Below are 23,300 nucleotides of genomic sequence, written 5' to 3'. Positions count from 1 at the left end.
CCTCACACGTCAGGCAGGCCACACCCTTCGCTCACGGGTAGCGGACCAGGTCCGCGACGTTGCTCGAGGAGTTCGAGGGTCCTCCGGTGGTGTTGATGACGTGGCTGATGGTGCCGGTGCCGCCCAGGGAGACGGTGACCATGCTGGTGAAGTCGACGTTCGGGTTGCTCGGCACCTCGAAGGCACGGTCGGCGGTCACACTCGGGTTGACGTTGAAGTAGCAGTAGCTGCCGAGTCCGTACGCCTGGTGGCTGGTGACGGAGTCTGCGACCTTGTAGGCGGCGTAGCCGCGTGTGGAGCCGTTCATCCAGGCGGACTGGTTCGGCGGGTCGTAGGGCATCTCGTTCTGGAAGAAGTAGGTGCGGCCGCCGTTGCCGTTCCAGAGCACCTGGTACTTCTGGAAGTGCTCCACGAACAGGCCGTACATCGTCACGTCGTCGCCGTTGACGACGAGCCCGGTGTCGGCGGTGTTGCTGGTCCAGCCGACGCCGCTGCCGTGGTCGGCGCGCCAGAGCCACATGTGGTCGCCGATGACGTTGTCGCTGTTGACGACGAGGCCGGTGGCCGCCTTGCCGACGCCCGCGCCGCCGATGCGGAAGTAGACGTCGTGCAGGGAGGTCGGGTCGGCCGCGTGGGAGGCGGTGGAGCCGGCCGGCCCGACCTCGAGCAGGGTCTTCGAGCTGGTGGTGCCGGCGTCGAAGAGCAGGCCCGCGATCCTGACGCCGTCGACGTCGGCGACGGTCATCGCGGTGATGCCGTTGTCGGGGACGAAGGTGGCGAGCCCGAGGCCGAGGACGACCGTGTGGGGGCGGGTCACCTGCAGGGTCTGGTCGAGGTGGTAGACGCCGGGCGTGACGAGCAGGTTCTGCCCCGCCGCGAGGGCCGCGTTGATCTGTGCGGCGGTGGCGCCGGGCTTGACGACGTAGAACTGGCTGAGCGGCAGCGAGGTGCCGGACGGGCTGCCGCTCCCCCAGCTGGTGGCCGTGGAGTTGGAGCGTACGGACGGCACGAACACCTGGTAGTTCCCGGAGCCGTCGACGTACAGGAACGGCTTCTCGCGGGTGACCGGGCTCTGGGCGACGGTGGTGTACGGCGGGTTGGGGAAGCTGGTGGCGGGGACGCCCTGGCTGCCGACGAACACCATGTTCCAGTTGGACCCGGTCCAGCCGCCGAGCTGGGAGTTGCGGGTCAGCCACTGCTGCTGGGTGCCGGAGTCGACCCGTCCGTCCACCTTGCTGTCGGCGAGATAGCCGCCGGAGGACCAGCCGCCGTCGTCGAGGGCGAGGTTGCCGCGCAGATGCATCCGGCGGTACGGCGCGGCCTGCGAGACGGCCCAGCGGTCGCTGCCGTTCGTGGGGTTGACCGAGAGGTTCTCGGCGCCGCGCCAGAAGTTCTGCGTGGCGTTGCCCTGGAACCAGTCGGCCTCGGCGTGCACGGCGCCGTTGATCGAGACCGCGTCCGGGGTCAGGCCGAGGCCCAGCACCTGGGTGTAGAAGCCGACGTTGACGTCCGCGCTGTAGGCGCCGGGCTTGAACAGGACGGCGTAGCGCTGGGCGCCGAACTGGTTGGTCTCCTGCTGCTTGAAGATCGCGTCCAGCTTGCTCTGTATGGCGGAGGACGACATGGACGGGTCGAAGACGACGACGTTCGGACCGAGGTCCGGGTTCGTGGCCGACTGGGTCACGGGGACCACCTGGAAGCGCTGGGCGGCGGTGCCGTTGCAGGTGTACTGCTGGAGCTGCACGCTGTCGGCGGTCGAGGCACCGGGGTCGTCCAGGCACTTGCCGCTGTTCTTGTTGACGAGGTGGAAGGCGCCGCCGCCGTTGTCCACGGCCTGCCACTGCTGGTTGGCGCCGCCGCCGTAACTCCACAGCTGGACGGGCGCGTTGTCGGCGGTGGACACGTCGGTGACGTCGACGGACTTGCCGGTGTCGTTGCGGTTGTCGAGGTGGACGTAGCCGTTGCCGGCGTCGGTGAGGCTCCACTGCTGGGCGGCGCTGCCGTTGCAGGTGTACTGCTGGACGGGGGTGCCGTTGGCGGTGGCCGCGGCCTTGGCGTCCAGGCACTTGCCGCTCGCGGCGTTGATGACGGTCGTGAAGCCGGTCGGCAGGGCGGCGGCCCGGGCGGTGGCGGCGTGCGCGGGTCCGGCGCCGAGCAGGGGGGTGGGCCCGGCGGTGAGCAGGGCGGCGGCCGCCGCGGCGACGAGGGCGACGGCCGTCGGTCTGCGGCGTGGACGGGGAAACACGAGTTCTCCTGGGGGGCGGGGTCAGCCGGTGTAGGCGGCGAAGACGCGGGTGTAGTCCCAGTCGGACTGGGCGACGCCGGAGCAGCTGTCGGCGGGGCCGCCGGTGCACGGCCGGTCACGGTTGGCGGACCAGAAGGTGAGCCGGGCGAGGTGGTGCGCCTGCGCGTAGGCCAGGATGGTCCGGAAGTCGTTCACCGTGACGGTCTCGTTGTTGTCGGTGATGCCGTTCATGGACGAGATGCCCATGTCCCGGTAGGCCTGGTCGTCGCTGTAGCCGTATGCGTTCTTCAGTGCGTTCTTCAGACCCTCGGCCGCCTGGGTGGTCAGGTTGCCCATGTTCTGTCCGGCGCCGCCGAAGTCGAACGGCATGATGGCCCAGGCGTCCACGGTCAGCCCGGAGGACGCGGCGCGGTCGATGAGGCTGGTGTCGGGCCCGCTCTGCCCGGTGCCCTGGGTGATGTACACCTTCAGCCCCGGGTTGTCGGCCTTCACGGTCTTCAGCGCGTCCACGGTGCGCTGCTGCACGGTGGCGTTGCTGTAGGCGTCGGCCTCGATGTCGATGTCGATCGCCTTCAGGCCGTAGGCGTTGACGACCTTCTGGTAGGCCGCCGCCAGCTCGCCCGCGCTGGAGCAGGAGCTCTCCAGCTTGTTGCCGCTGTAGCCGCCGAAGGAGGGGATCACGTCACCGCCGTCGGCCCGCACGGTGTCGACCGTCTGCTGGTCGGCCCCGCCGGTCAGGGGGCGGCTGCCGTCCCACTGCGGGTTGCAGTAGCCGTTGCTGAGCACGAAGGCGAGGGTGAACCACTTCACGCCGGTGGCCTGGGTGATGGTGGCGGGGTCGGGCGGGCTGCCCCAGCCGTTGTAGAGGTACGGCGCGACGGCCATGGGCGCGGACGGGGTGCCGTCGCCCCCGCTCGCGGGTGCGTTCCACTTCTGGTTGGCGCCGCCGCTGCAGCTCCAGATCTGTGTCCGGGTGCCGTTGGCGGAGTTGTTGCCGGTGACGTCCAGGCACTTGTTCGCCTGGGGGTTGACGATGTCGTGGGCGGCGGTGACGGTCCACTTCTGGTTCGCGCCGCCGGTACAGCTCCACAGCTGTACCTTGGCGCCGTCGGCGGTCGAATCGCCGGTCACGTCCAGGCACTTGCCGAGGGCGCGGATGGTGCCGTCGGTGCCGACCGTCCACTGCTGGGCGTTCGTGCCGTTGCAGTCGTAGAGCTGGACGGGCGTGCCGTCGGCCGAGTTGGCGCCGGCGACGTCGAGGCACTTGCCGGCGAGCCCGGTGATGGCGCCGGTGGCGGCCTGGGCGGGGGCGGCGGTGAGCAGTCCGGCGGAGAGCGCGAGGACGGCGAGCGGGACTGCGGTGGGGAGTGGTCTGGCCATGTACGGGCGGCCTCTCGCGTGGGGGGTTTGGGGTCCAACACCGGTGAACAGAGTGGGCATTGGGGTGTCCGCTGGCTTTGTTTAAGGCGTGAAACTAAAGGTCCGGACCAGTGGAGTCAAGAGGCACGGCAGCAACTCGCCACGCCTGCACGGAGATTCGGCGATGATGGCCGCGTGATCGACTACGACGAGGAGGCCCGGGGGTACGACGCGTCCCGGGGTGGGGAACCGCGCGCCCGGGCGGCTGCGCAGGCTCTGGAGGAGCTGCTGCCCCAGGGCCCCGGGACGGTGCTGGACCTCGCGTGCGGGACCGGCATCGTCACCAGGAGGCTGCGACGGCCGGGGCGGACGGTGCTCGGTGCGGACCGCTCGGAAGGGATGCTCGGGCTCGCCTCTCGGCGCGTGCCGCGCGGTGTGATCCGCGCCGACGCGACCCGGCTGCCCCTGAGGCCGGGCTGCGTGGACGCGGTGGTGATCGTCTGGCTGCTCCATCTGCTGCCCGAGCCGGCCGCCGTACTCGCCGAGGCGGCCCGGGTGCTCAGGCCCGGCGGTGTCCTCGTCACCACCGTCGACAAGGACGGCGCCTACTTCGTGCCGGACAGCGACGTCGCCCGGGCCACGGCCGGCCTCCGGGAGCGGTATCGCCCCCGGGTCCCGGACGACCGCGCCCGGGTGCGGGAGCGGGCGGCCGCGCATGGGCTGCGGCCGGCCGGCGAGGCCGTGTTCCCGGGCGCCGGCCAGGGACGCAGTCCGCGCCGCTGGCGGGAGGTCATCGAATCGGGCCGGATCCCGTGGTGCGCGCAGGCCGGGCCGGAGCAGGCGGCCGAGGTGTGCGGGCGGCTCGCGGCCCTGCCGGAGCAGGACCGCGCTCGCCCGGATCCGCTGTACCGGCTTCTCGCACTGAAGAAGACGGCATAGCCGCTCAGACCGTCGGCACCTCGGCCACGAGCGCTTCCGCCGCCGTCTCCTCCCCCGGCGCCCGCACCGCACCCTCCCGCCCCGCGAACTGCGTCCGGTACAGCTCCGCGTACCGGCCCTGCGCCGCCAGCAGCTCCTCGTGCGTGCCGCGCTCCACGATCCGGCCGGACTCCACGACGAGGATCAGGTCGGCGGCCCGGACCGTGGACAGGCGATGGGCGATGACCACGGCGGTGCGGCCCTCCAGGGCCTCGGTGAGCGCCTCCTGGACGGCCGCCTCCGAGGTGTTGTCCAGGTGGGCGGTGGCCTCGTCCAGGATGACCACGCGCTGGCGGGCCAGCAGCAGCCGGGCGATGGTCATCCGCTGGCGTTCGCCGCCGGAGAGCCGGTAGCCGCGCTCGCCGACCACCGTGTCCAGGCCGTCCGGCAGGGACCGTACGACCTCGGCCAGGCGGGCGCGGCCGAGCGCGTCCCAGAGGTCCTCGTCCGTGGCGTCGGGGCGGGCGAGGAGGAGGTTGGCGCGGACCGTGTCGTGGAAGAGGTGGCCGTCCTGGGTGACCATGCCGAGGGTGCCGCGCAGGGAGGCGGCGGTCACGTCGCGGACGTCCACCCCGCCGATCCGGACGGCACCGGCGTCGACGTCGTACAGGCGCGGCAGCAGCTGGGCGATGGTGGACTTGCCGGCGCCGGAGGAGCCGACGAGGGCGACGGTCCGGCCGGGTTCGGCGCGGAAGGAGATACCGTGCAGGACCTCGGAGCCGCCGCGGGTGTCGAGGGCGGCGACCTCCTCCAGGGAGGCGAGGGAGACCTGGTCGGCGGCCGGGTAGGAGAAGCGGACGTCGTCGAACTCGACGGCGACGGGTCCCTCGGGGACCTCCCGGGCGTCCGGCTTCTCCTCGATCAGCGGCTTCAGGTCCAGCACCTCGAAGACCCGCTCGAAGCTGACGAGAGCGCTCATCACCTCGACCCGGGCACCGGCCAGCGCGGTGAGCGGGGCGTACAGGCGGGTCAGCAGCAGGGCGAGGGAGACGACCGCGCCCGCCTTCAGGGTGCCGTGCAGCGCGAACCAGCCGCCGAGGCCGTAGACGAGGGCCAGTGCGAGGGCGGACACCAGCGTGAGGGAGGTGATGAACACCGACTGGGCCGTGGCCGTGCGCACACCGATGTCCCGCACCCTCGCCGCGCGGGCCGCGAACTCCGCCGACTCCTCCTCCGGGCGGCCGAACAGCTTGACCAGGGTGGCGCCGGGCGCGGAGAAGCGCTCGGTCATCCGGGTGCCCATGGCCGCGTTCAGCGCCGCCGCCTCGCGCTGCATGCGGGCCATCCGGGTGCCCATGCGGCGGGCCGGCAGCACGAACACCGGCAGCAGCACCAGCGCGAGCAGGGTGATCTGCCAGGACAGGGTGAGCATCACCGCGAGGGTGAGCAGCAGGGTGACCAGGTTGCTGACCACGCCGGACAGGGTGTTGGCGAACGCCCGCTGGGCGCCGATCACGTCGTTGTTGAGTCGGCTGACCAGCGCTCCCGTACGAGTCCGTGTGAAGAACGCGACGGGCATGCGCTGCACATGATCGAACACAGCCGTTCTGAGGTCGAGGATGAGTCCCTCCCCGAGCGTCGCCGACAGGCGCCGGCCGAGGATGCCGAGCCCCGCCTCCGCGAGGGCGACGAGCGCGATGAGCAGGGAGAGCCGGACCACCGTGCCGGAGTCGTGCCCCGCCACGATCGCGTCGACGACGCGGCCGGCGAGCACTGGGGTGGCCACGGCGAGCAGCGCGGTCACCACCCCGAGCACCACGAACCGGGCGATGCCCGCGCGGTGCGGGCGGGCGAAGGCGGCGATACGGCGCAGCGTGGCTCGGGCGAAAGGCCGGCGCTCGTCCTGCGCGTTCATGACACTATGCAGCTGCATCCATGCGGTGGTCTCCATGCTCATGGAAGAGAACGTAGAACCTCAAGCTTCGTTGAGGTCAATGTTCCCGCCTTTTCACCCGCCGTTGGGACGGTCCGGAGAACCTCTGCGGATGTGACTGCCGTCCCGCTCTCCCCACCTCCCCGGGGACGACTCCCCCGTCGCGTCCCCGTCCGTCAGGTGCTGTGCCTGGTGCCGCTTTTGCTCGTCGCCGTGGTCGCCGTACGGAACCGCTCCCTGCTCGCCGAGGGCTTCGGCCAGCTGCGCACCGCCTCCTGGCCGTGGCTGCTCGCGGCGGCCGGCGCCACCTGTCTGACCTGGGTGGCCGCCGCGTTCACCCGCCAGGGCGCGGTGGTGCAGCCGCTGCCGAAGGGGCGGCTGCTGGCCACCCAGTTCGCGGCGGCCTCGGCGAACCACCTGCTGCCCACGGGGCTGGGCGCGGGCGCGGTGAACCTGCGGTTCATGACCGTGTGCGGGGTGCCGCTCGCCCGCTCCTCGGCCGCGCTCGCCCTGTATCTGCTGGCCGAGTCCGTGGGCCGGCTCGGTCTGCTGTCCGTGCTGCTGCTGGCCTTCCCCGACGCGCTGCGGCTCGGCCCGCTGCTGCCGGACGGCTCGGCCCTGCCGCTGCTGCTGGGCGCGGGCGGCCTGCTGGTGGTGGCGGCGGGCGTGGTGGCCCTCGTACGACCGCTGCGCGCCCGCGTGCACGCCTTCGTCCGGGATGCCCTCGGCGAGGCGCGGTCGGTGCACACCCGGCCGGCCCGTGCCCTGGCGCTGTGGGGCGGCTCGCTGGCCTTCCCCGCGCTGCAGGCGGCCGGTCTCGCCGCGGTCGGCCAGGCGCTGCGGCTGCCGGTGCCGGTGGCGCACATGGCGCTCGCCTACCTCGCGGCGACCGTCGCGGTGGCGCTGGTGCCGACACCGGGCGGGCTCGGCTCGGTCGAGGCCGCCCTGATCGTGGCCCTGATGGCGGTGGGCGGCCCGGCCGCGGTGGCCACGGCGGTGGTGCTCGCCTACCGCATCATCACCGTGTGGGTGCCGCTGCTGCCGGGGGCGCTGACGCTGGGGGCGCTGGTACGGTTCAAGGTCATCTGAGGCACAGTGGCCTTCCGAACCAGAACGAGGAGGGCCTGCCATGCCGGTCCGCGTGGAGCGCACGGAGTACGTCACCACGGTCGTCCTCTCCCGGCCTACGGCCCGCAACGCGGTGGACGGTCCCACGGCCGCCGAACTCGCCGACGCCTTCCGGGAGTTCGAGGAGGACGACGGGGCCCGCGTCGCGGTGCTGTGGGGCGAGGGCGGCACGTTCTGCGCGGGGGCGGACCTGAAGGCGATCGGCACCGAGCGCGGCAACCGTGTGGCCGAGGACGGTGACGGCCCGATGGGGCCGACCCGGATGCGGCTGTCGAAGCCGGTGATCGCGGCGGTGGCCGGGCACGCGGTCGCGGGCGGTCTCGAACTCGCGCTCTGGTGCGATCTGCGGGTCGCGGAGGAGGACGCCGTGTTCGGGGTGTTCTGCCGCCGCTGGGGCGTGCCGCTGATCGACGGCGGCACGGTACGGCTGCCCCGGCTGATCGGCACCAGCCGGGCCATGGACATGATCCTCACCGGCCGCCCCGTACCGGCCCGGGAGGCCTACGAGATCGGGCTAGCCAACCGGGTGGTGCCGACGGGACGCGCCCGCGCCGAGGCCGAGGCGCTGGCCGCGGACATCGCCCGCTTCCCCCAGGCCTGCCTGCGCAGCGACCGCGCGTCGGTCCTCGACCAGGAGGGGCTGGACGAGGAGGCGGCGCTGCGGGGTGAACTCCGGTACGGCCTGGAGGTGTTGGCCCAGAGCGCGGAGGGCGCCGCACGGTTCGCGTCCGGGTCCGGGCGGCACGGTTCGTTCACCGATCTGTGAGCGCTCGTCACGCACGGCACTGACAACGGGCCCGCTTCAGCCCACGCTCACCCGTACCTCACCGCCCTTCGGGTCGGCCTGGCCCGTCCAGCGGGCCGTGAGGGTCAGGGTGCGGTTGGGCAGCGCGGTCCCGAGGCCCGGCCGCGCGCGGAGCAGGAGGCGGCCGTCCTGATGGACCTGGAGGACCGGGCGGGTCAGCGGGGCGTCGGTGCGCAGGACGTAGCGGGCGGGCGGGTCGGCGGGGTTGACGCGGTTCGGGGCGATCCAGCGCAGCGGGGCCCCGACGGCGAGCGGGACTCCCGGGTCCGGCCAGGGGGCGCCCGCCAGGAAGTCCAGGACGGCACCGGCCACCCGGGCGCCCTCGGCGGCCGCCGTGCCGGCCCGCTCGACGGCGTGCAGGACGTTCCCGGCCGCGAAGACTCCGGGGCGCGAGGTGTGCAAGCCGCCGTCGACGGCGGGGCCGCGGGTGCCGGGATCCAGGGTGAGGGCGCCGCGGCGGGCCAGTTCGTGGTCGGGGACGAAGTCACCCGTGAACACGACGGTGTCGCAGGCCAGTACGGCCGTGCGCCCGTCGCGTCGGCGCACGCGGACCCCGGACAGGCGGCCGTGGCCGAGGAGTTCGGCGACCGTGGTGTGCGTCAGCAGCGGAACGCGGTCGCGCAGGCGGGCCGACCCGGCGCGCGCCCGGCCTGTCTGGGCCCGCGGGTGTTCCGTGACCAGGGCGACGACCTCGGCGCCGGCCGCGCGCACGGTGGCGGCCGCCGCGTACGAGACGTCCTCGGCACCGACGACGACCGCGCGGGTGCCGATGTGCTGCCCGTACAGGTGGACCGCCTGCTGGAGTTCTCCGGTCGTGTAGACCCCGGCGGGGCGGGTGCCGGGCACCAGCCGGGCGGTGCGCGGACGTTCACGGGCACCGGTGGCCAGCACGACGGCCCGCGCCTCGATGTTCTCCGGCCCGCCGGGACCGACGGCGCTGAGCACCGTACCGGCACGGGATCCGGCGGCCCCGGACACCGGACCGCCACCGGTGCCGCTTCCCGCGGGCCCGGCCGCGGAGTCCGCAAGGCCCGACCCCACGCCGGAGACGCCTGCCACCACCGGGCCCCCACCACCCGGCCCCGCGCCGGACCGCCCAGCCGCACCCCCGTCCGGAAGTCCCGCCCCGGGCGCCGACAGCCCCGTGCACGCCCAGTCCAGGACCGTCACCCCGGTCCGGATCACCGCGCCCGCCCGCCCGGCGGCCTCGGTGAGCAGACGGGCGTAGGCGGATCCGGTCAGCGGGTGCGTCCACGTGCCGAAGCCGCCGTGTGCGCAGTGCCGCGGGACTCCGCCCGCCTCGGTCTCCCGCTCCAGCACCTCCACGCGCCCCGCCCCGGCGGCGGCCAGCCGTGCGGCGGCCGCGAGTCCGGCGGGGCCGGCACCGACGACGAGGACGTCGATCAGGCGAGGGCTCGTCATGACCGCCCCCTTCCCCGTTCGAACAGCTCCCGTACCGCCGCCCCGCAGGAGAACCCCTGGCACCGGCCCGCCCGGGCCCGGGTGCGGCGGCGCAGGCCCTCCAGGGTGCGGGGCGGGATCGTCCCGGCGAGGGCGTCCCGGATCTCGCCGCGGGAGACGCGCTCGCAGTGGCACACGAGGGTGCCGTACTCGGGGTCGGCGGCGATGAGTTCGGGCCGCTGGTAGGGGCGCGGGAAGGCCTCGCCGAGGTTGGGCATGGTCACCGGCTCCGGCTCGCGCACCGGGCCGAGCTCGAGCCCCGTGCCGGCCAGCAGGCCGGTGACATGGGCGGCGATGGCCAGGGACGCGGTCAGGCCGGTGGAGCGGATGCCGCCGACGGTGACGTACGCCTGCTCGGGGTGGGCGGCGATGCGATAGTCCTCCTGCCCGGTGGCCGCGCGCAGCCCGGCGTAGACGGCGGTGACCTCCTCGTCCAGGAGGGCGGGCAGGATCCGGCGGCCCTTGGTCCGCAGTCCGGCCAGGCCGTCGCCGGTGGAGCCGGTGGCCCGCTTGTCGTCCAGGTCCTCGGCGGTGGGGCCGAGCAGCACGTTGCCGTAGACCGTCGGTGCGACCAGGACGCCCTTGCCGAGCGCGGTCGGTACGGGCAGCAGGATGTGCCGGACGAGCGGGCGGGCGAACTTGTCGTACACCAGGAGCTGGCCGCGGCGCGGGGTGACGGTGAAGTCCTCGTGGCCGAGCAGCCGGTCGACGGTGTCGGCGTGGAGTCCGGCCGCGTTGACCAGGTGGCGGGCGTGCAGGGTCCCACGGGAGGTGGACAGCCGGTGGCCGCTTCGCCAACTCGCCTGCTGCACCTTGGTGTTCAGGTGCAGGTCCACTCCGGCGCGGACCGCCTGGGTGGCGTAGGCCAGGGTCGTCGTCCAGGGGCAGATGATGCTCTCGCCGGGCACGTGCAGGGCGCCGAGCGCGCCGGGGCCGAGGTGGGGTTCGCGGGCGTACAGCTCGTCGGGGCCGAGCAGGCGCGTCTCGTGGCAGCCGTTGCGCTCGGCCTTCCCGGCCAGCCGGGGCAGGGTGGCGAGCTGCTCCTCGTCCCAGGCGACCAGGAGGGCGCCGACCCGTTCGACGGGGATGCCGGACTCGGCCGCGTAGGCACCGAGCCGGTCGTGGCCCTCCCGGACCAGCCGGGCCTCCAGGGTGCCGGGGGCCGCGTCGAAACCGGTGTGCAGGATCGCCGTGTTGGCCTTGGAGGTGCCCTGCCCGACGTCGTCCTGGGCCTCGACCAGGGCGACGCGCAGGCGCGGGTGGCGGGCGAGTTCCCGGGCGATGGCGCAGCCGACGACCCCGGCGCCGACGATCGCGACGTCGTACGCCGTCGTGGGCAGCGGGCCTTCCGCGGTGACGGTCATGAGCCGAGCAGGGCCGCGACGGCGGCCCGGAAACCGGCCCGGCGTTCGGCGGCCCGGTCGGCGGCGATGCGGGGTTCGTACACGGCGGCGGGCTTCCAGTCGGGCAGGGCCCGTGCGACGCCCAGGGTAGGGTCCGCGCCCAGGCGGGCGAGGGCGGCCGCGCCGAGTGCGGTGGCGTCGGGCAGCGCGGACACCTCGACGGGGCGTTGCAGCAGGTCGGCCTGGGTCTGCATGAGCAGGGCCGAGCGGGTCAGGCCGCCGTCGACGCGGAGCGTGTCCAGCGGGGCGCCGAGGTCGGCGGCGGCCGCGTCGGCGAGTTCGGCGACCTGGGCGGCGATGCCCTCGCACAGGGCGCGCACCAGATGGCCGGGGCCGGTGTCGAGGCCGAGTCCGGTGAGCGAGCCGCGCAGGTCGCCGCGCCACCAGGGGGCGGCGAGTCCGGCGAGGGCAGGGACGAAGGTGACGCCGCCGCTGTCCGGGACGGTGCCGCCCACGGGGTCGAGGTCGGCGGCGGAGGAGATGATGCCGAGGTCGCAGAGCCAGCGGACGGCGGAGGCCGCGGTGTAGACCTGGCCGTCGAGGCAGTAGCTGGTCGCACCGGCCAGCCGCCAGGCGACACAGCTGACCAGGCCGGAGGTGCCGCGCCGGGGCCGGTCGCCGGTGTGGGCCAGCAGGAACGCGCCGGTGCCGTAGGTGCACTTGGCGGTGCCGGGTGCGGTGACGCGCTGGGCGAGCAGGGCGGCCTGCTGGTCGACGATCAGTCCGGTGAGCGGGATCTCGCGGCCGAACGCCGTGGTGGTGCCGACCGGCCCGGCGGCGTCGGTCACCTCGGGGAGGCGCTCGTCGGACAGGCCGTACATCTCCAGCGCCCTCGGCGACCACTGGGCGCGGTCCAGGTCGAGGAGCTGGGTACGGCCGGCGGTGGCGGCGTCGGTGGCGAAGGCGCCGGTGAGGCGGTGGACCAGCCAGGCGTCGGAGGTGGTGACGACGCCCTCGCGGGTGAGGTGGCGGCGGATCCAGGCCATCTTGGGGGCGGCGAAGTACGGGTCCAGGGGCAGCCCCGTCAGCTGACTCAACTCCTCGGCGTGCCCGGCGAGTTCGCCGCACACGGTCTCGGCGCGCCGGTCCTGCCACACCAGGGCGTCGGTGAGCGGGCGGCCGTCGGCCGGGTCCCAGGCGAGGACGGTCTCGCCCTGGTTGGCGAGGCCGAGCGCCACGACGTCCTCGCCGGCCTCGGCGAGCGCCTGCCGGCCGGCGTCGACCACGGAGTCGTACAGCTCGGCCGGGTCCGCCTCGACCAGCCCTCCGGGCAGGTACCGGGGGCGGACCCCGGCGAACCCGGAGCCCAGGACGCCGCGTTCCGGGCAGACCACGAGGGCCTTGGTGCCGGACGTGCCCTGGTCGACGGCGAGCACCGGACCCGTCATCGCGCCTTACCCCGCTCCGCACCGAAGATCACCGCGCCAGCCTGCCGCCGCGGCGGGACGGCGTCAAGCACCCTTGGGCGGCCAACTGGCTGAACAATCGGTTGAGTTGGTAACAATGGCAAGGCGGAACCCACGCCTCTATAGTGACCGCCGACCAGCACCCCACACCTCCGTCCGCCCACAGGAGGGCTGTTGCCACGCCACCCCGCCAGCTCGCCCGCGCCCCAGTGGCCCGGGGCAGTCGGCTGATGGCCAGAGAAGGACCCCGTCCCTCCTACGACCCCGCCGGCCCCGACCACGCCCTGCGCGCCGCGCTCCAGGATCTGCGCACCGGGCGCTGGATGGCCATGCGCACACTGCTCGCGGACACCCCGCCCGGAGGGCGGTGGACCCAGCGCACCCAGGTCCTCGCGGCGGCCGCCGCCGGCACCGACGTGGTGCGCGCCTGGCTCACGGAGGAGCCGGACAGCGTGCACGCCGCGGTGATGCGGGCGCGGGTCGGGGTGGAGCGGGCACTGCGCGCCCGGCGCGAGAAGCACCGCCGTACCCACGAGTTGTGGATCGAGGCCTGGGACGCCGCCCAGTCCGCCACCGGGATCGCCCCGCGGGACCCGGTGCCCTGGGTGTGCCTGCTGGCGCTGGCCCAGCTGGATCCGGAGCAGCGCTGGGAGGAGCACCGGGTGCCCGCGCCCGAACCGATGCTGCCGCCGGGACCCTGGGGGCTGCTGGCGGAGGCCCACGGACGCGACCCGTACAACCGCGAGGCCCACCACCGGATGCTCCAGTTCCTGTACGTGCGCGACGGCTCGGGCCGGCTCGCGCAGGCCGCGGGCTACGCCCAGTGGGCCGCCGGGCAGGCGCCCCCCGGCTCGGCACTGCACCTGCTGCCGCTGTACGTCCGCGTCGAGCGCTACCGGCGCGACAGCGGGCACGACGCGGCACTCGACCTGCACTGGGTGGCGGAGGACGCGGCCCGCGAGGCGCGGCACGCCCTGCACTCCTGGTTCGAGCACACCCACCGCGCCGAGCGCTCGCTGCCGGACCTCAACCACCTGGCCCACGCCCTGTGGGGGTCGCTCCGGTTCCCCGACGCGGCAAGGGTGTTCGACGCCATCGGCCCGTACTTCACTCCGCCGCCCTGGATGTACCGCACGCCCGACCGCGACCGTGCCGTGGAGGTCTTCATCCAGGCCCGGGACCGCTGCCGGGCCGCCGCGGACGGCTCCCGCTCGTGAACCGCCCCTGTCCTCGCCCCTCTTGACCCGGAGGTCCCCCGCATGTCCCCCACCCCCGATCCCGTGCCCTCGGCCGGCCTGCCCCAGCAGGACGAGGAGCAGCGGCTGCGCGAACTCGGCTACCGGCCGGTGCTGGCCCGCCGCATGGGCGGCTTCGGCAACTTCGCGATCAGCTTCTCGGTGATCTCGGTCCTGTCCGGCTGCATGACCCTGTACGGCTTCGGCCTGAACACCGGCGGCCCGGCCGTGATGCTGTGGGGCTGGGCGGGCGTCGGCCTGTTCGTGCTGTGCGTGGGCCTCGCGCTCGCCGAGGTCACCAGCGCCTACCCGACCTCCGGCGCGCTGTACTACATGGCGGACCGGCTCGGCGGCCGGCGCTGGGGCTGGTACACGGGCTGGCTGAACCTGCTCGGTCTGCTCGGCGCGATCGCCGGTATCGACTACGGCGCCGCCCTGTTCACCGGCGCGTTCGCGAACCTGCAGTGGGGCTTCACGCCGACGCCCGGCAGGACGATGCTCATCTTCTGCGCCATCCTGCTGCTGCACGCGGTGCTGAACCTGTTCGGCGTCCGCCTGGTCAGCCTGCTGAACTCGGTGAGCGTGTGGTGGCATCTGGCGGGTGTCGCGCTGATCGTCGGCGCGCTCGCGATCGTCCCCGACCACCACCGGTCGGCGTCCTTCGTGTTCACGAAGTTCGTCAACGAGACCGGCTGGCACAACCCGCTCTACGTCGCGGCGATCGGCCTGCTGCTCGCCCAGTACACCTTCTCCGGCTACGACGCCTCCGCGCACCTGTCCGAGGAGACCTCGCAGGCCTCGGTGTCCGCGGCGCGCGGCATCGTGCGGTCCATCTGGGCGTCCTGGATCGCGGGTTTCGTGCTGCTCGCCGGTCTGACCTTCGCCATCCAGAACTACGACGCCACGCGCAACACCGCCACGGGGGTGCCGCCCGCGCAGATCCTGCTCGACGGCCTGGGCACCGGCGGCGCGAGCGCGCTGCTCCTGGTGGTGATCGTCGCCCAGCTGTTCTGCGGAAACGCCGAGGTCGCCGCGGCCAGCCGGATGGTGTTCGCGTTCAGCCGCGACGGCGCGCTGCCCGGCTCGCAGCTGTGGCGCACGGTGAGCGGCCGCACCCAGACACCGGTGGCCGCCGTGTGGCTGTCCGTCGTCGTGGCGGGTGTCCTCGCCCTGCCGTCGCTGTACTCGGCGACGGCGTACAACGCGGTGACCGCCATCAACGTCATCGGCATCACCCCCGCCTACGCCATCCCGGTGCTGCTGCGGCTGCGCGCGGGCGACCGTTTCCGGCCGGGGCCGTGGCAACTGGGCCGCTGGAGCAAGCCGATCGGCTGGATCGCGGTGGTCTGGGTGGCCTGTGTGACCGTGCTGTTCTGCCTGCCGCAGGCCTCGCCGGTCACGGTCGACACGATGAACTACGCGTCGGTGGCGCTCGCCGTCGTCCTGGTCCTCGCGACCCTCTGGTGGTACATCGCCCGCCGCTCGTACGGCACGCCCACCGCGGCCGCGTACGGCAGCGACCGCGACCAGGCCGAACTCGCGGAGGGCATCGTCTGAGCCACCTGCCCGAAGAGCGCCGGTCCGGGTGCGAACTGGCGTTCCGGATGCGGCAGGATGAGCGATCGCGCCGGTCACCGGGGTTTGTCCGGCCGGCGCGATCGCACATCCCGCACATCGAGCAGGTGACAACGTGACGAGACCTCACAACTCCGCAGCAGGCGCGCGCCCCGGAGGTGACCGGTGAACCGCGCGCTGACCCTGGACGACCTCGTCCTCGCCGGCATCGCGGTGGCGGCGGGCCTGTTGCTGGCCTTCCTGTCCCGCGCCCTGCTGCGCTGGCTGGCCAAGCACGCCAAACGGACCCGCTGGAGCGGCGACGACGTCATCGTGGACGCGCTGCGCTCGGTCGTGCCGTGGGCGGCGATCGCGGGCGGTGCGGCGGCGGCCGCGGCCGTGCTGCCGCTGACGCGGACCGTGCAGCACCACACCGACCAGTTCCTCGAGGTGTGGCTGATCTTCGTGGTGACCCTGTCCGCGGCCCGGGTGATCGCCGGACTCGTCCGTACGGTCACCCAGTCCCGCTCGGGCGTGGCGGGCTCGGCGACCATCTTCGTCAACATCACCCGGATCCTGGTCCTCGCCATCGGCTTCCTGGTGGTCCTGCAGACCCTCGGCATCTCCATCGCGCCCCTGCTGACCGCCCTGGGCGTCGGCGGTCTGGCGGTCGCCCTCGCCCTGCAGGACACCCTCGCCAACCTCTTCGCGGGCATCCACATCCTGGCCTCCAAGACGGTCCAGCCGGGCGACTACATCCGCCTCGGCAGCGGCGAGGAGGGGTACGTCGTCGACATCAACTGGCGCCAGACGACGGTCCGTCAGCTGTCCAACAACCTGGTGGTCATCCCCAACGGCCAGCTCGCCAAGGCCAACATGACCAACTACACGCATCCCGAGCAGCGGTTGACGGTGCTGGTGCAGGTCGGGGTGGGCTACGACGCCGACCTGGAGCACGTGGAGCGCGTGACGGCGGAGGTCGTCGCGGAGACCATGCGCGAGGTGGAGGGCGCCGTACCGGACCACGAGCCCGCCATCCGCTTCCACACCTTCGGCGACTCCCGCATCGGCTTCACGGTGATCCTCGGCGTCGGCGAGTTCAGCGACCAGTACCGCATCAAGCACGAGTTCATCAAGCGCCTCCACCGCCGCTACCGCACGGAGGGCATCACCATCCCCGCCCCCGCCCGCACGGTGACTCTCCAGCAGGGCGCGGTGGCGATTCCACTACAGCGCAGCGGAGAGAACGCCACACCGGGCTCCGCCCGGGACGAGCAACACCTCTACTGAAACAACCGGGGGCTACCGGGGCGACCACCGGCGGCAGCCCGGCCGCCGGCGCCCCGCAGGGACAACCACCGCCCCGGCACCCACACCCGAAGCCGGCCACGGCGGCACAACCACGCCCCGGCCGGCGGCACCCGACATGCACAGGCACGCAACGGGCTCCGCCCGGGACGAGCAACACCTCTACTGAAACAACCGGGGCTGCCGCGGCGACCACCGGGCGGCAGCCCGACCGCCGGCGCCCCGCAGGGACAACCACCGCCCCGGCACCCACACGCCCAAGCCGGCCACGGCGGCACAACCACGAGCAACACCTCTACTGAACAACTGAGGCCGACCGGGGGGCGCCGCGGGACCGGTGTCGGCAGGCCGCCCGGGCGGTCGCAAGACGTGCGATGCCGTGGGCGAACGCAGCCAGGACGGACGGCCGGAAACGTCGGCACTCTCCGCCTCCTCGGCAGCGCCGTGGGCTGGAGGGAGTCCACCGTCGTGATGAAGTCGGCGACCTCGCCGGCACCGCCGGCCGGCCGTCACCCCGCGTTCGCCGTCCAGCAGCGAGGCGTAGACGCTGGGCGGGGCCGAAGCGCGGGGCGCACCGCCGGTCGGCGGTCGTGCCGGGCGGCACCGGGGCCGCGGTCCGGCTACGGGCTCTTGGCGGATTCCTGCCCCTGGACCACGCACAGGGCCCAGATGACGAAGCCGGAGACGGCGATCATCACGACGGACCACACCGGGTAGTACGGCAGGGACAGGAAGTTGGCGATGATCACCAGGCCGGCGATGGCCACGCCGGCGACACGTGCCCACATCGACGGTCCGAACAGACCGAAGCTGACGATCACGGCGATCGCGCCCAGGACCAGATGGATCCATCCCCAGCTCGTCAGATCGAACTTGAAGACGTAGTTGGGCGTCGTGACGAAGACGTTGTCCTGAGCGATCGCCATGATGCCCCGGAACACGCCGAGCAGCCCGGCGATCATCAGCATGACGCCCGCGAAGGAGGTCAGGCCGCCCGCCCATGCCTGCTTGGTGCTGCGGGTGTGGGCGCGGGAGGGGGTCGTGGTCATGGGTGGCCTCGATTCGTTCTCGTGGACGCGTCTCAGCGCCCGGTGGAGGTGTGTACGCTGTCGCCGGGCCGGGCCGGGCCGGCACCGCTGAGGACCAGCTCCTTCGCCCTGCGGAACTCGTCGTCGGTGATCTCACCCCGGGAGCGCATGGCGGAGAGCTTGGTGAGCTCGTCGGCGCTGCTGGTGCCGGTCGCGCCCTGCGCGGTCTGCCGCACATAGGAGTCGAAGGCCTCCTGCTGGGCGCGCGCCTGCGCAACTTCCCGCCGCCCCATGCCCTTGCCGCGGGCGATCAGGTAGACGAAGACGCCCAGGAAGGGCAGCGCGATCACGAACAACGTCCAGCCGGCCTTGCCCCAGCCGCCCATGTCGTCGTCGCGGAAGATGTCGACGATGACCCGGAACAGCAGGACGAACCACATGATCCACAGGAAGAACACCAGCATGGTCATGAAGGCACCCAGCACCGGGTAGTCGTACGCGAGGTAGGTCTGCGCGGTCATGTCATTCCTCCGTCCGGGGCACCGGCTCGCCGAGCCGGTTTCTGCCGTTCTCACCGTGCACCCCACGAGGGAGGGGCGTCCTCACCCGATGCGGGTGATCGTGCCGGGGATCAGTCAGCGGAGCCGGGTACGTCCGGCGGCATGCCGCTCCGGCGCAGTGCGGCCCGCCACGCGAAGGCGGTCACCAGCTCGGCCAGGCCCAGCAGCACGAGCCACAGGCCGAGCAGCCGGGTCAGCGCCCGTGCCGACTCCGCGGGCAGCGCCAGCACCACGATCCCGGCGACGATGCCGAGCAGCGCGGCGCCCAGGACGACCCAGCGGTGCGGAAGGTCCTTGGCGGCGATCGCCGGGTAGAGGGTGAGGAGGCCGGACGCCAGCCACAGAAGCCCGACGATCAGCGACAGCGCGGTGATGGTCTGCAGCGGATTGCGCAGGCAGAGCACGCCCGCCAGGACGTACAGCACCGCGACCAGCAGACCGGCGAGCCGGTCCCCGTGGTCCTCCCGCGCGAACGCCGTCACGCACCGGATCGCGCCGGTGAGCAGCAGGTAGAGGCCGATGAGCACCGCGAGGACGTGCAGTGTCTCGTCCGGCCAGACGAGAATCAGCGCCCCTGGTACGAGCGTCACGATCGCCGCCCCGAGGATCCAGGTCCAGGAGCGGGCGATCGCCGTCATGGCCTGTGCGGGGCCGGTGGCCGCCTCGCCGGGCAGATGCGACAGGCCGGCCCGCTGCGCCTCTCCACGCGGTTCGGTCATGGCTCCTCCTCGCGCGATGGGATCAGGCCGCTCACGGACTCTCGGCGGGGCGGCCCACGGCCCCTCGAGGGCACAGCCTGCCGGGGCGGCCGCCGCTCCGGATCACCCGCCGCGGGTGATCCCTCCTCCCGGTCCGGGCGCTGGGGTGGACCCGACGGGCGCACGGCCCTTGTTCCGGCGCCCCGCGCGAGCCCGGTCCCGGCGGCGGAGCACGGGCCGCAGGACCAGGAGAGTGGATCATGACCGCACCGAGTGCCGTCACCGTCTCGTCGTCACCGGCCGACCGGGCGGCCCACGGCAGGCAGGCGCGCAGGCGCGCCCCGCGCTCGGGCCACGGCGAGTTCGAGCCCGCGCCGCACCGGCCGGACGTCATCGACGTACTGGAGCACCAATCGACCGGCCGGGTACCGGAGTTGGTGCCCATCCGCTACGGCCGCATGCTCGCGTCCCCGTTCCGCTTCTACCGTGGTGCGGCGGCGGTCATGGCGACGGACCTGGGCACGCTGCCGGACACCGGGCTCCAGGTCCAGTTGTGCGGGGACGCGCAGCTGCTGAACTTCGGGCTGCTGGCGTCGCCCGAACGGCATCTGGTCTTCGACATCAACGACTTCGACGAGACGTTCCCGGGCCCGTTCGAATGGGACGTCAAACGGCTGGCGGCCAGTTTCGTCATCGCGGCGCGGGCCAACGGTTTCACGGAGCGGGAGCAGGACGACGCGGCGGGCGCCTGCGTGCGGGCGTACCGGGAGCGGATGCGGGAGTTCGCCGGCATGCGCACGCTGGACATCTGGTACGCCCAGGACGACGCCGACGTGATGCGCGAGTTGCTGGCCACCTCGATGAGCGGGGAGACCAGGCGCCGTACGGCCGAGGCGGCCTCGCGCGCCCGTACCCGGACGCACCTGCGGGCGTACGCCAAGCTCACCCGGCTCACGCCGGAGGGCCGGCGGATCGCGGCGGACCCGCCGCTGGTCACCCCGCTGCGGGAACTGCGCGGCCAGTCCTCGGGCGAGGAGGAGGACAAGGAGCTCCAGACGCTGCTGGAGTCGTACGCGCGGACCCTGCCCGCGGACCGGCGGCACCTGCTGAGCCGCTTCCGGCTGGTGGACATGGCCCGGAAGGTGGTCGGGGTCGGCAGCGTCGGCACCCGGTGCTGGATCCTGCTGCTGCTCGGCCGCGACGACGACGATCCGCTGCTGCTGCAGGCCAAGGAGGCACAGGAGTCGGTGCTGGCGGCACACACCGGCGGCGAACGGTACGACAACCAGGGCCGCAGGGTGGTGACCGGCCAGCGGCTCCTCCAGGCCGCCGGTGACATCTTCCTGGGGTGGACGCACGTCGTGGGCCTCGACGGGCGCGGACGGGACTTCTACGTACGGCAGTTGTGGGACTGGAAGGGCAGTTTCCGGCCGGAGACCTGGGACCCGGTTCTGCTGCGGCTGGTCGCCCGGGTGTGCGGGGCGTCGCTGGCACGGGCCCACGCCCGGTCCGGCGATTCCGTCGCCATCTCCGCCTACCTCGGGGGCACCGACCGCTTCGACCGTGCGCTGGCCCGGTTCGCGCAGGCCTACGCGGACCGCAATGAGCGGGACTTCGAGGCGCTGGGCGAGGCCGTGCGCGCGGGGCGGATCGTGGCGGCCGATCGGTGAGTGACCGTACGCCGGGTGGCGGTCACTCCGGTACTTGCCGCATCTCCACGACCCGCAGGCCCAGGGACTGGCAGCGGTTCAGCAGCCCGTACAGGTGCGCCTCGTCGACGACGGGACCGAACAGCACCGTCTGACCGGACATCTTCACGTGATCCAGCTCCGGGAAGGCCTTGGTGAGGGTCTCCGACATGTGTCCATCGACGCGGATCTCGTAGCGCATGGGCCGTACTCCCGCCGCGGGCCGCTGCGGTCTGCCTGCGGACTTGCTGCGATCCTGCTCCGCCCGGCCGCGCCGGGCCTCACCCGGCGCAGGTGACCGGGGGCCGGGCTTCAGTGGCTCAGCGCGATCTTGAAGGTGATGATCGCCAGGCCGAGCAGCAGATTGACCGCGGCGGTGCCCGCCACCAGCCGCCACGACGCTCCGGCCTGCCGTGCGCCGGCCGCGGACCAGCCCACCTGGCCTGCCACCGCGACGGCGACCGCCAGCCAGGCCGCGCCGCCGACGTCCAGGCCGAGCAGCGGGCTGACGGCGATGGCGAGGGCGGGCGGGACGGCCGCCTCGACGATCGGCCACTCCTCTCGGCACACCCGCAGGACCGTCGGCCGGTCCAGTGCCCGTTGCGCGAGACGGGCCCCGAACAGCTGGGCATGGACGTGGCCGACCCAGAAGACGAGGCCGGTGAGCAACAGCAGCATCACCAGTTGCAGACGGGGGAACTGTCCCAGGCCACCGGCGCCGATCACCACCGACGCCGCCAGCATCGATCCGTACACCGCACCCGTGTAGTCGGCGTGGGCGCGGCGCTCGGTGCGGCGTTCCCGGGCCGTGGTGCGGCCGGTCGAGGACATCGCCGTGGCCTTCCCGCTCACTCCGTGGCGCCGGTGGCGCCGGCCGGTGCGCCGCCCTGCGACGGCTGTGGACGGCGGGACGGCGCGGTCGGCAGGTGCCGGGTGACGAGGAAGCTCGCCAGGGTGATGCCGCCGGTGGCGAGGATCGCCGACTTCAGGCCGTAGAGCTGTGCCGAGGCGTACGAGCCGGTGAGGGCGTCGACCTCGGACGGCGGCAGTCCGGCGTGCTGGGCGGCCGAGCGCACCTGGTCGGTGGGCACGAAGCTGACCCCGGCCTCCAGGTGGACGCCGGTCTGCTGCCGGGTCTGGGCCGACAGCCGGGGGTTGCTCTCCACCTCCGTGGTGAACGCGTGCACCAGCGCGCCGATGAGGACCGAACCGATGAGCGCGGTACCCAGCGCCGAGCCCAGGTTCTGCGCCGTGAACTGCAGGCCGCCGACCTCGCTGCGTTCCGCCTCGCCGACGCTGGACTGGACGACGTTGCCCAGCTGGGAGGCGAGCAGCCCCATGCCGATGCCGAGCACCGCCATGGCGCCGGCGAACTGAGCGTTGTCGATCTTCGTTTCGATGGTGGCGAGCAGCCAGACGATGGCCGCCGCCAGCGTGAGCAGGCCGATCCGGACGACCCGGCGCGGCCCCATGGCGCGGCCGGCCCGCGCGGCGCCGAGGGAGGTGACGAGCATGGTGACGGACACCGGAAGCAGCCTGAGCCCGGTCTGGAAGGCGTCGAAGCCCTGCACCACCTGCAGGTACAGCGGAATGGTGAAGAACAGTCCCAGCAGGATCAGGTTCTGGCTCAGCAGGGTGAGCAGGCCGGAGCGCAGGGGCGGCACGCCGAACAGCGACAGGTGCACCAGGGGGTCGGCGCCCGCGGCCTCCCGCCCGCGGTCCCAGTGCGCGAACAGGGCCAGTACGGCCACCCCGGCGGCGACGACGAAGAGGGTGGGCGCGAAGCCGAGGACGGTGAAGGGCGGGTTGCGCGGCTTGACCCAGCCCCAGGTGCTGCTCTGCAGCACGCCGAGCACGCCGAGCCCGAGTCCGCCCGCCGAGAGGACCGCGCCGACCACGTCCAGCCGGGGCGGCGGTCCGGTCCGCGCGGCCTCCTTGATGACCCGATGGCACAGCAGGATGACGAGGACGACGACGACCTCGCCCGCGAAGACCAGCCGCCAGGTCAGGTACGTCGTCACCCAGCCGCCCAGCAGCGGGCCCACGGCGATACCGGCGCCCGCCAGTCCGCCGATCACACCGTAGGCGACGGCCCGGTCCCTGCCCCGGTAGGACTCGGCGACCAGGGCCGCCATGGCGGGCAGCACCATCGCGGCGCCGAGCCCCTCGATCACCGACCAGCCCAGGGTGAGCACCCACAGGGTGGGCGCCAGGGCGGTGAGGGCCGAACCGGTGCCGTAGACGACCAGGCCGAGCAGGAACAGCCGACGGCGGCCGTGGATGTCGCCGAGCCTGCCGCCGATGATCATGAACGCGGCCATGACCAGCGCGTACAGCGTGATGACGGCCTGGATGGCGGTGACCTCGGTGTGGAAGTCCTCGACCAGCCGGCTGATGGAGACGTTCATGACGGACGTGTCCAGGACCATCAGGAACTGGGCTGTCCCGAGCACCATCAGAGCGCGCCAATGTCCCACGGTGTCCACCACCTCGCCCGGGTGCTCCCGGCCGCTCGCGCGGTCCCGTGACGACCGCCCCGGCCTGCCCGGCCGCCGTCTTCATCGCAGCGGG

General features: G+C 73.2%; 19 protein-coding genes. 7 read left to right on the top strand and 12 right to left on the bottom strand.

Annotated elements, in window-relative coordinates; genetic code table 11:
- Positions 1 to 31: 31 nt before the first annotated feature.
- Together ACWDEN_RS15375 and ACWDEN_RS15370 are read right to left on the bottom strand one after the other, a co-directional pair.
- Positions 32 to 2,245, bottom strand: coding sequence for an RICIN domain-containing protein (locus ACWDEN_RS15375; protein ID WP_450859324.1), 2,214 nt, complete (start codon positions 2,243 to 2,245; stop codon positions 32 to 34).
- A gap of 21 nt (positions 2,246 to 2,266) precedes the next feature.
- A complete protein-coding gene (locus tag ACWDEN_RS15370; protein ID WP_450859322.1) occupies positions 2,267 to 3,625 on the bottom strand; it encodes a lectin in 1,359 nt (452 codons plus the stop codon).
- A gap of 174 nt (positions 3,626 to 3,799) precedes the next feature.
- Here ACWDEN_RS15370 and ACWDEN_RS15365 point away from each other — a divergent pair, with 174 nt between their 5' ends.
- The gene (locus ACWDEN_RS15365) at positions 3,800 to 4,543 is read left to right on the top strand and encodes a class I SAM-dependent methyltransferase (protein WP_450859320.1); all 744 of its coding nucleotides are present in this window, start codon (positions 3,800 to 3,802) and stop codon (positions 4,541 to 4,543) included.
- Positions 4,544 to 4,547: 4 nt separating this feature from the next.
- Here ACWDEN_RS15365 and ACWDEN_RS15360 read toward each other — a convergent pair whose 3' ends face one another.
- Complete coding sequence (locus tag ACWDEN_RS15360; protein ID WP_450859375.1) at positions 4,548 to 6,473, bottom strand: ABC transporter ATP-binding protein; 1,926 nt, start codon at positions 6,471 to 6,473, stop codon at positions 4,548 to 4,550.
- Between the two features lie 96 nt (positions 6,474 to 6,569).
- Here ACWDEN_RS15360 and ACWDEN_RS15355 point away from each other — a divergent pair, with 96 nt between their 5' ends.
- Both ACWDEN_RS15355 and ACWDEN_RS15350 read left to right on the top strand, forming a co-directional pair.
- Positions 6,570 to 7,544: a lysylphosphatidylglycerol synthase transmembrane domain-containing protein gene (locus tag ACWDEN_RS15355; protein ID WP_351616023.1), complete on the top strand. Its 975-nt coding sequence runs from the start codon at positions 6,570 to 6,572 to the stop codon at positions 7,542 to 7,544.
- Between the two features lie 40 nt (positions 7,545 to 7,584).
- Positions 7,585 to 8,349 carry a crotonase/enoyl-CoA hydratase family protein gene (locus ACWDEN_RS15350; RefSeq protein WP_351616020.1) on the top strand — a complete coding sequence of 255 codons (765 nt, stop codon included), beginning with the start codon at positions 7,585 to 7,587 and terminating at the stop codon, positions 8,347 to 8,349.
- 36 nt (positions 8,350 to 8,385) lie between these two features.
- On the opposite strand, the gene ACWDEN_RS15345 is transcribed toward ACWDEN_RS15350, so the two are convergent.
- From ACWDEN_RS15345 to ACWDEN_RS15335, 3 genes are read right to left on the bottom strand one after another with little or no spacing between them, the layout of a single operon-like run.
- A complete protein-coding gene (locus ACWDEN_RS15345) occupies positions 8,386 to 9,810 on the bottom strand; it encodes an NAD(P)/FAD-dependent oxidoreductase (RefSeq protein WP_351616017.1) in 1,425 nt (474 codons plus the stop codon).
- The gene (locus ACWDEN_RS15340) at positions 9,807 to 11,213 is read right to left on the bottom strand and encodes an FAD-dependent oxidoreductase (protein WP_351616015.1); all 1,407 of its coding nucleotides are present in this window, start codon (positions 11,211 to 11,213) and stop codon (positions 9,807 to 9,809) included. Before ACWDEN_RS15340 ends, ACWDEN_RS15345 begins: the two co-directional genes overlap by 4 nt.
- Positions 11,210 to 12,640, bottom strand: a complete 1,431-nt coding sequence (locus ACWDEN_RS15335) for an FGGY family carbohydrate kinase (RefSeq protein WP_351616012.1) — start codon at positions 12,638 to 12,640, stop codon at positions 11,210 to 11,212. The genes ACWDEN_RS15340 and ACWDEN_RS15335 overlap by 4 nt, the downstream gene beginning before the upstream one ends.
- A 248-nt stretch (positions 12,641 to 12,888) precedes the next feature.
- Between ACWDEN_RS15335 and ACWDEN_RS15330 the strand changes: the two genes are divergently transcribed.
- The 3 genes from ACWDEN_RS15330 (at position 12,889) to ACWDEN_RS15320 (ending at position 16,737) form a co-directional block, all read left to right on the top strand.
- Complete coding sequence (locus tag ACWDEN_RS15330; protein ID WP_351616010.1) at positions 12,889 to 13,875, top strand: hypothetical protein; 987 nt, start codon at positions 12,889 to 12,891, stop codon at positions 13,873 to 13,875.
- Positions 13,876 to 13,917: 42 nt separating this feature from the next.
- Positions 13,918 to 15,450, top strand: coding sequence for an amino acid permease (locus ACWDEN_RS15325; protein WP_351616008.1), 1,533 nt, complete (start codon positions 13,918 to 13,920; stop codon positions 15,448 to 15,450).
- A gap of 183 nt (positions 15,451 to 15,633) precedes the next feature.
- Positions 15,634 to 16,737 carry a mechanosensitive ion channel family protein gene (locus ACWDEN_RS15320; protein WP_351616005.1) on the top strand — a complete coding sequence of 368 codons (1,104 nt, stop codon included), beginning with the start codon at positions 15,634 to 15,636 and terminating at the stop codon, positions 16,735 to 16,737.
- Between the two features lie 638 nt (positions 16,738 to 17,375).
- On the opposite strand, the gene ACWDEN_RS15315 is transcribed toward ACWDEN_RS15320, so the two are convergent.
- The 3 genes from ACWDEN_RS15315 to ACWDEN_RS15305 form a co-directional block, all read right to left on the bottom strand.
- On the bottom strand, positions 17,376 to 17,804 hold the full coding sequence (locus tag ACWDEN_RS15315; RefSeq protein WP_351616002.1) for a DUF7144 family membrane protein: 429 nt from the start codon (positions 17,802 to 17,804) through the stop codon (positions 17,376 to 17,378).
- A 32-nt stretch (positions 17,805 to 17,836) separates the two neighbouring features.
- The gene (locus ACWDEN_RS15310; protein ID WP_450859315.1) at positions 17,837 to 18,304 is read right to left on the bottom strand and encodes an SHOCT domain-containing protein; all 468 of its coding nucleotides are present in this window, start codon (positions 18,302 to 18,304) and stop codon (positions 17,837 to 17,839) included.
- Between the two features lie 110 nt (positions 18,305 to 18,414).
- The gene (locus tag ACWDEN_RS15305) at positions 18,415 to 19,062 is read right to left on the bottom strand and encodes an HdeD family acid-resistance protein (protein ID WP_450859314.1); all 648 of its coding nucleotides are present in this window, start codon (positions 19,060 to 19,062) and stop codon (positions 18,415 to 18,417) included.
- Between the two features lie 239 nt (positions 19,063 to 19,301).
- Between ACWDEN_RS15305 and ACWDEN_RS15300 the strand changes: the two genes are divergently transcribed.
- Entirely contained in the window at positions 19,302 to 20,711 is a 1,410-nt protein-coding gene (locus tag ACWDEN_RS15300; RefSeq protein ID WP_450859312.1) for a DUF2252 domain-containing protein, read from the top strand.
- Positions 20,712 to 20,733: 22 nt separating this feature from the next.
- Here ACWDEN_RS15300 and ACWDEN_RS15295 read toward each other — a convergent pair whose 3' ends face one another.
- The 3 genes from ACWDEN_RS15295 to ACWDEN_RS15285 form a co-directional block, all read right to left on the bottom strand.
- A complete protein-coding gene (locus ACWDEN_RS15295) occupies positions 20,734 to 20,931 on the bottom strand; it encodes a hypothetical protein (protein ID WP_351615993.1) in 198 nt (65 codons plus the stop codon).
- A gap of 110 nt (positions 20,932 to 21,041) precedes the next feature.
- Entirely contained in the window at positions 21,042 to 21,560 is a 519-nt protein-coding gene (locus tag ACWDEN_RS15290; RefSeq protein ID WP_351615990.1) for a hypothetical protein, read from the bottom strand.
- Between the two features lie 17 nt (positions 21,561 to 21,577).
- Positions 21,578 to 23,206, bottom strand: coding sequence for an MFS transporter (locus ACWDEN_RS15285; RefSeq protein ID WP_450859309.1), 1,629 nt, complete (start codon positions 23,204 to 23,206; stop codon positions 21,578 to 21,580).
- Between the last annotated feature and the right edge of the window lie 94 nt (positions 23,207 to 23,300).

It is taken from the genome of Streptomyces sp. NPDC001153, assembly GCF_053598315.1.
The sequence above is the reverse complement of the archived record's forward strand: the minus strand, read 5'-3'. Positions and strand labels throughout refer to the sequence as shown.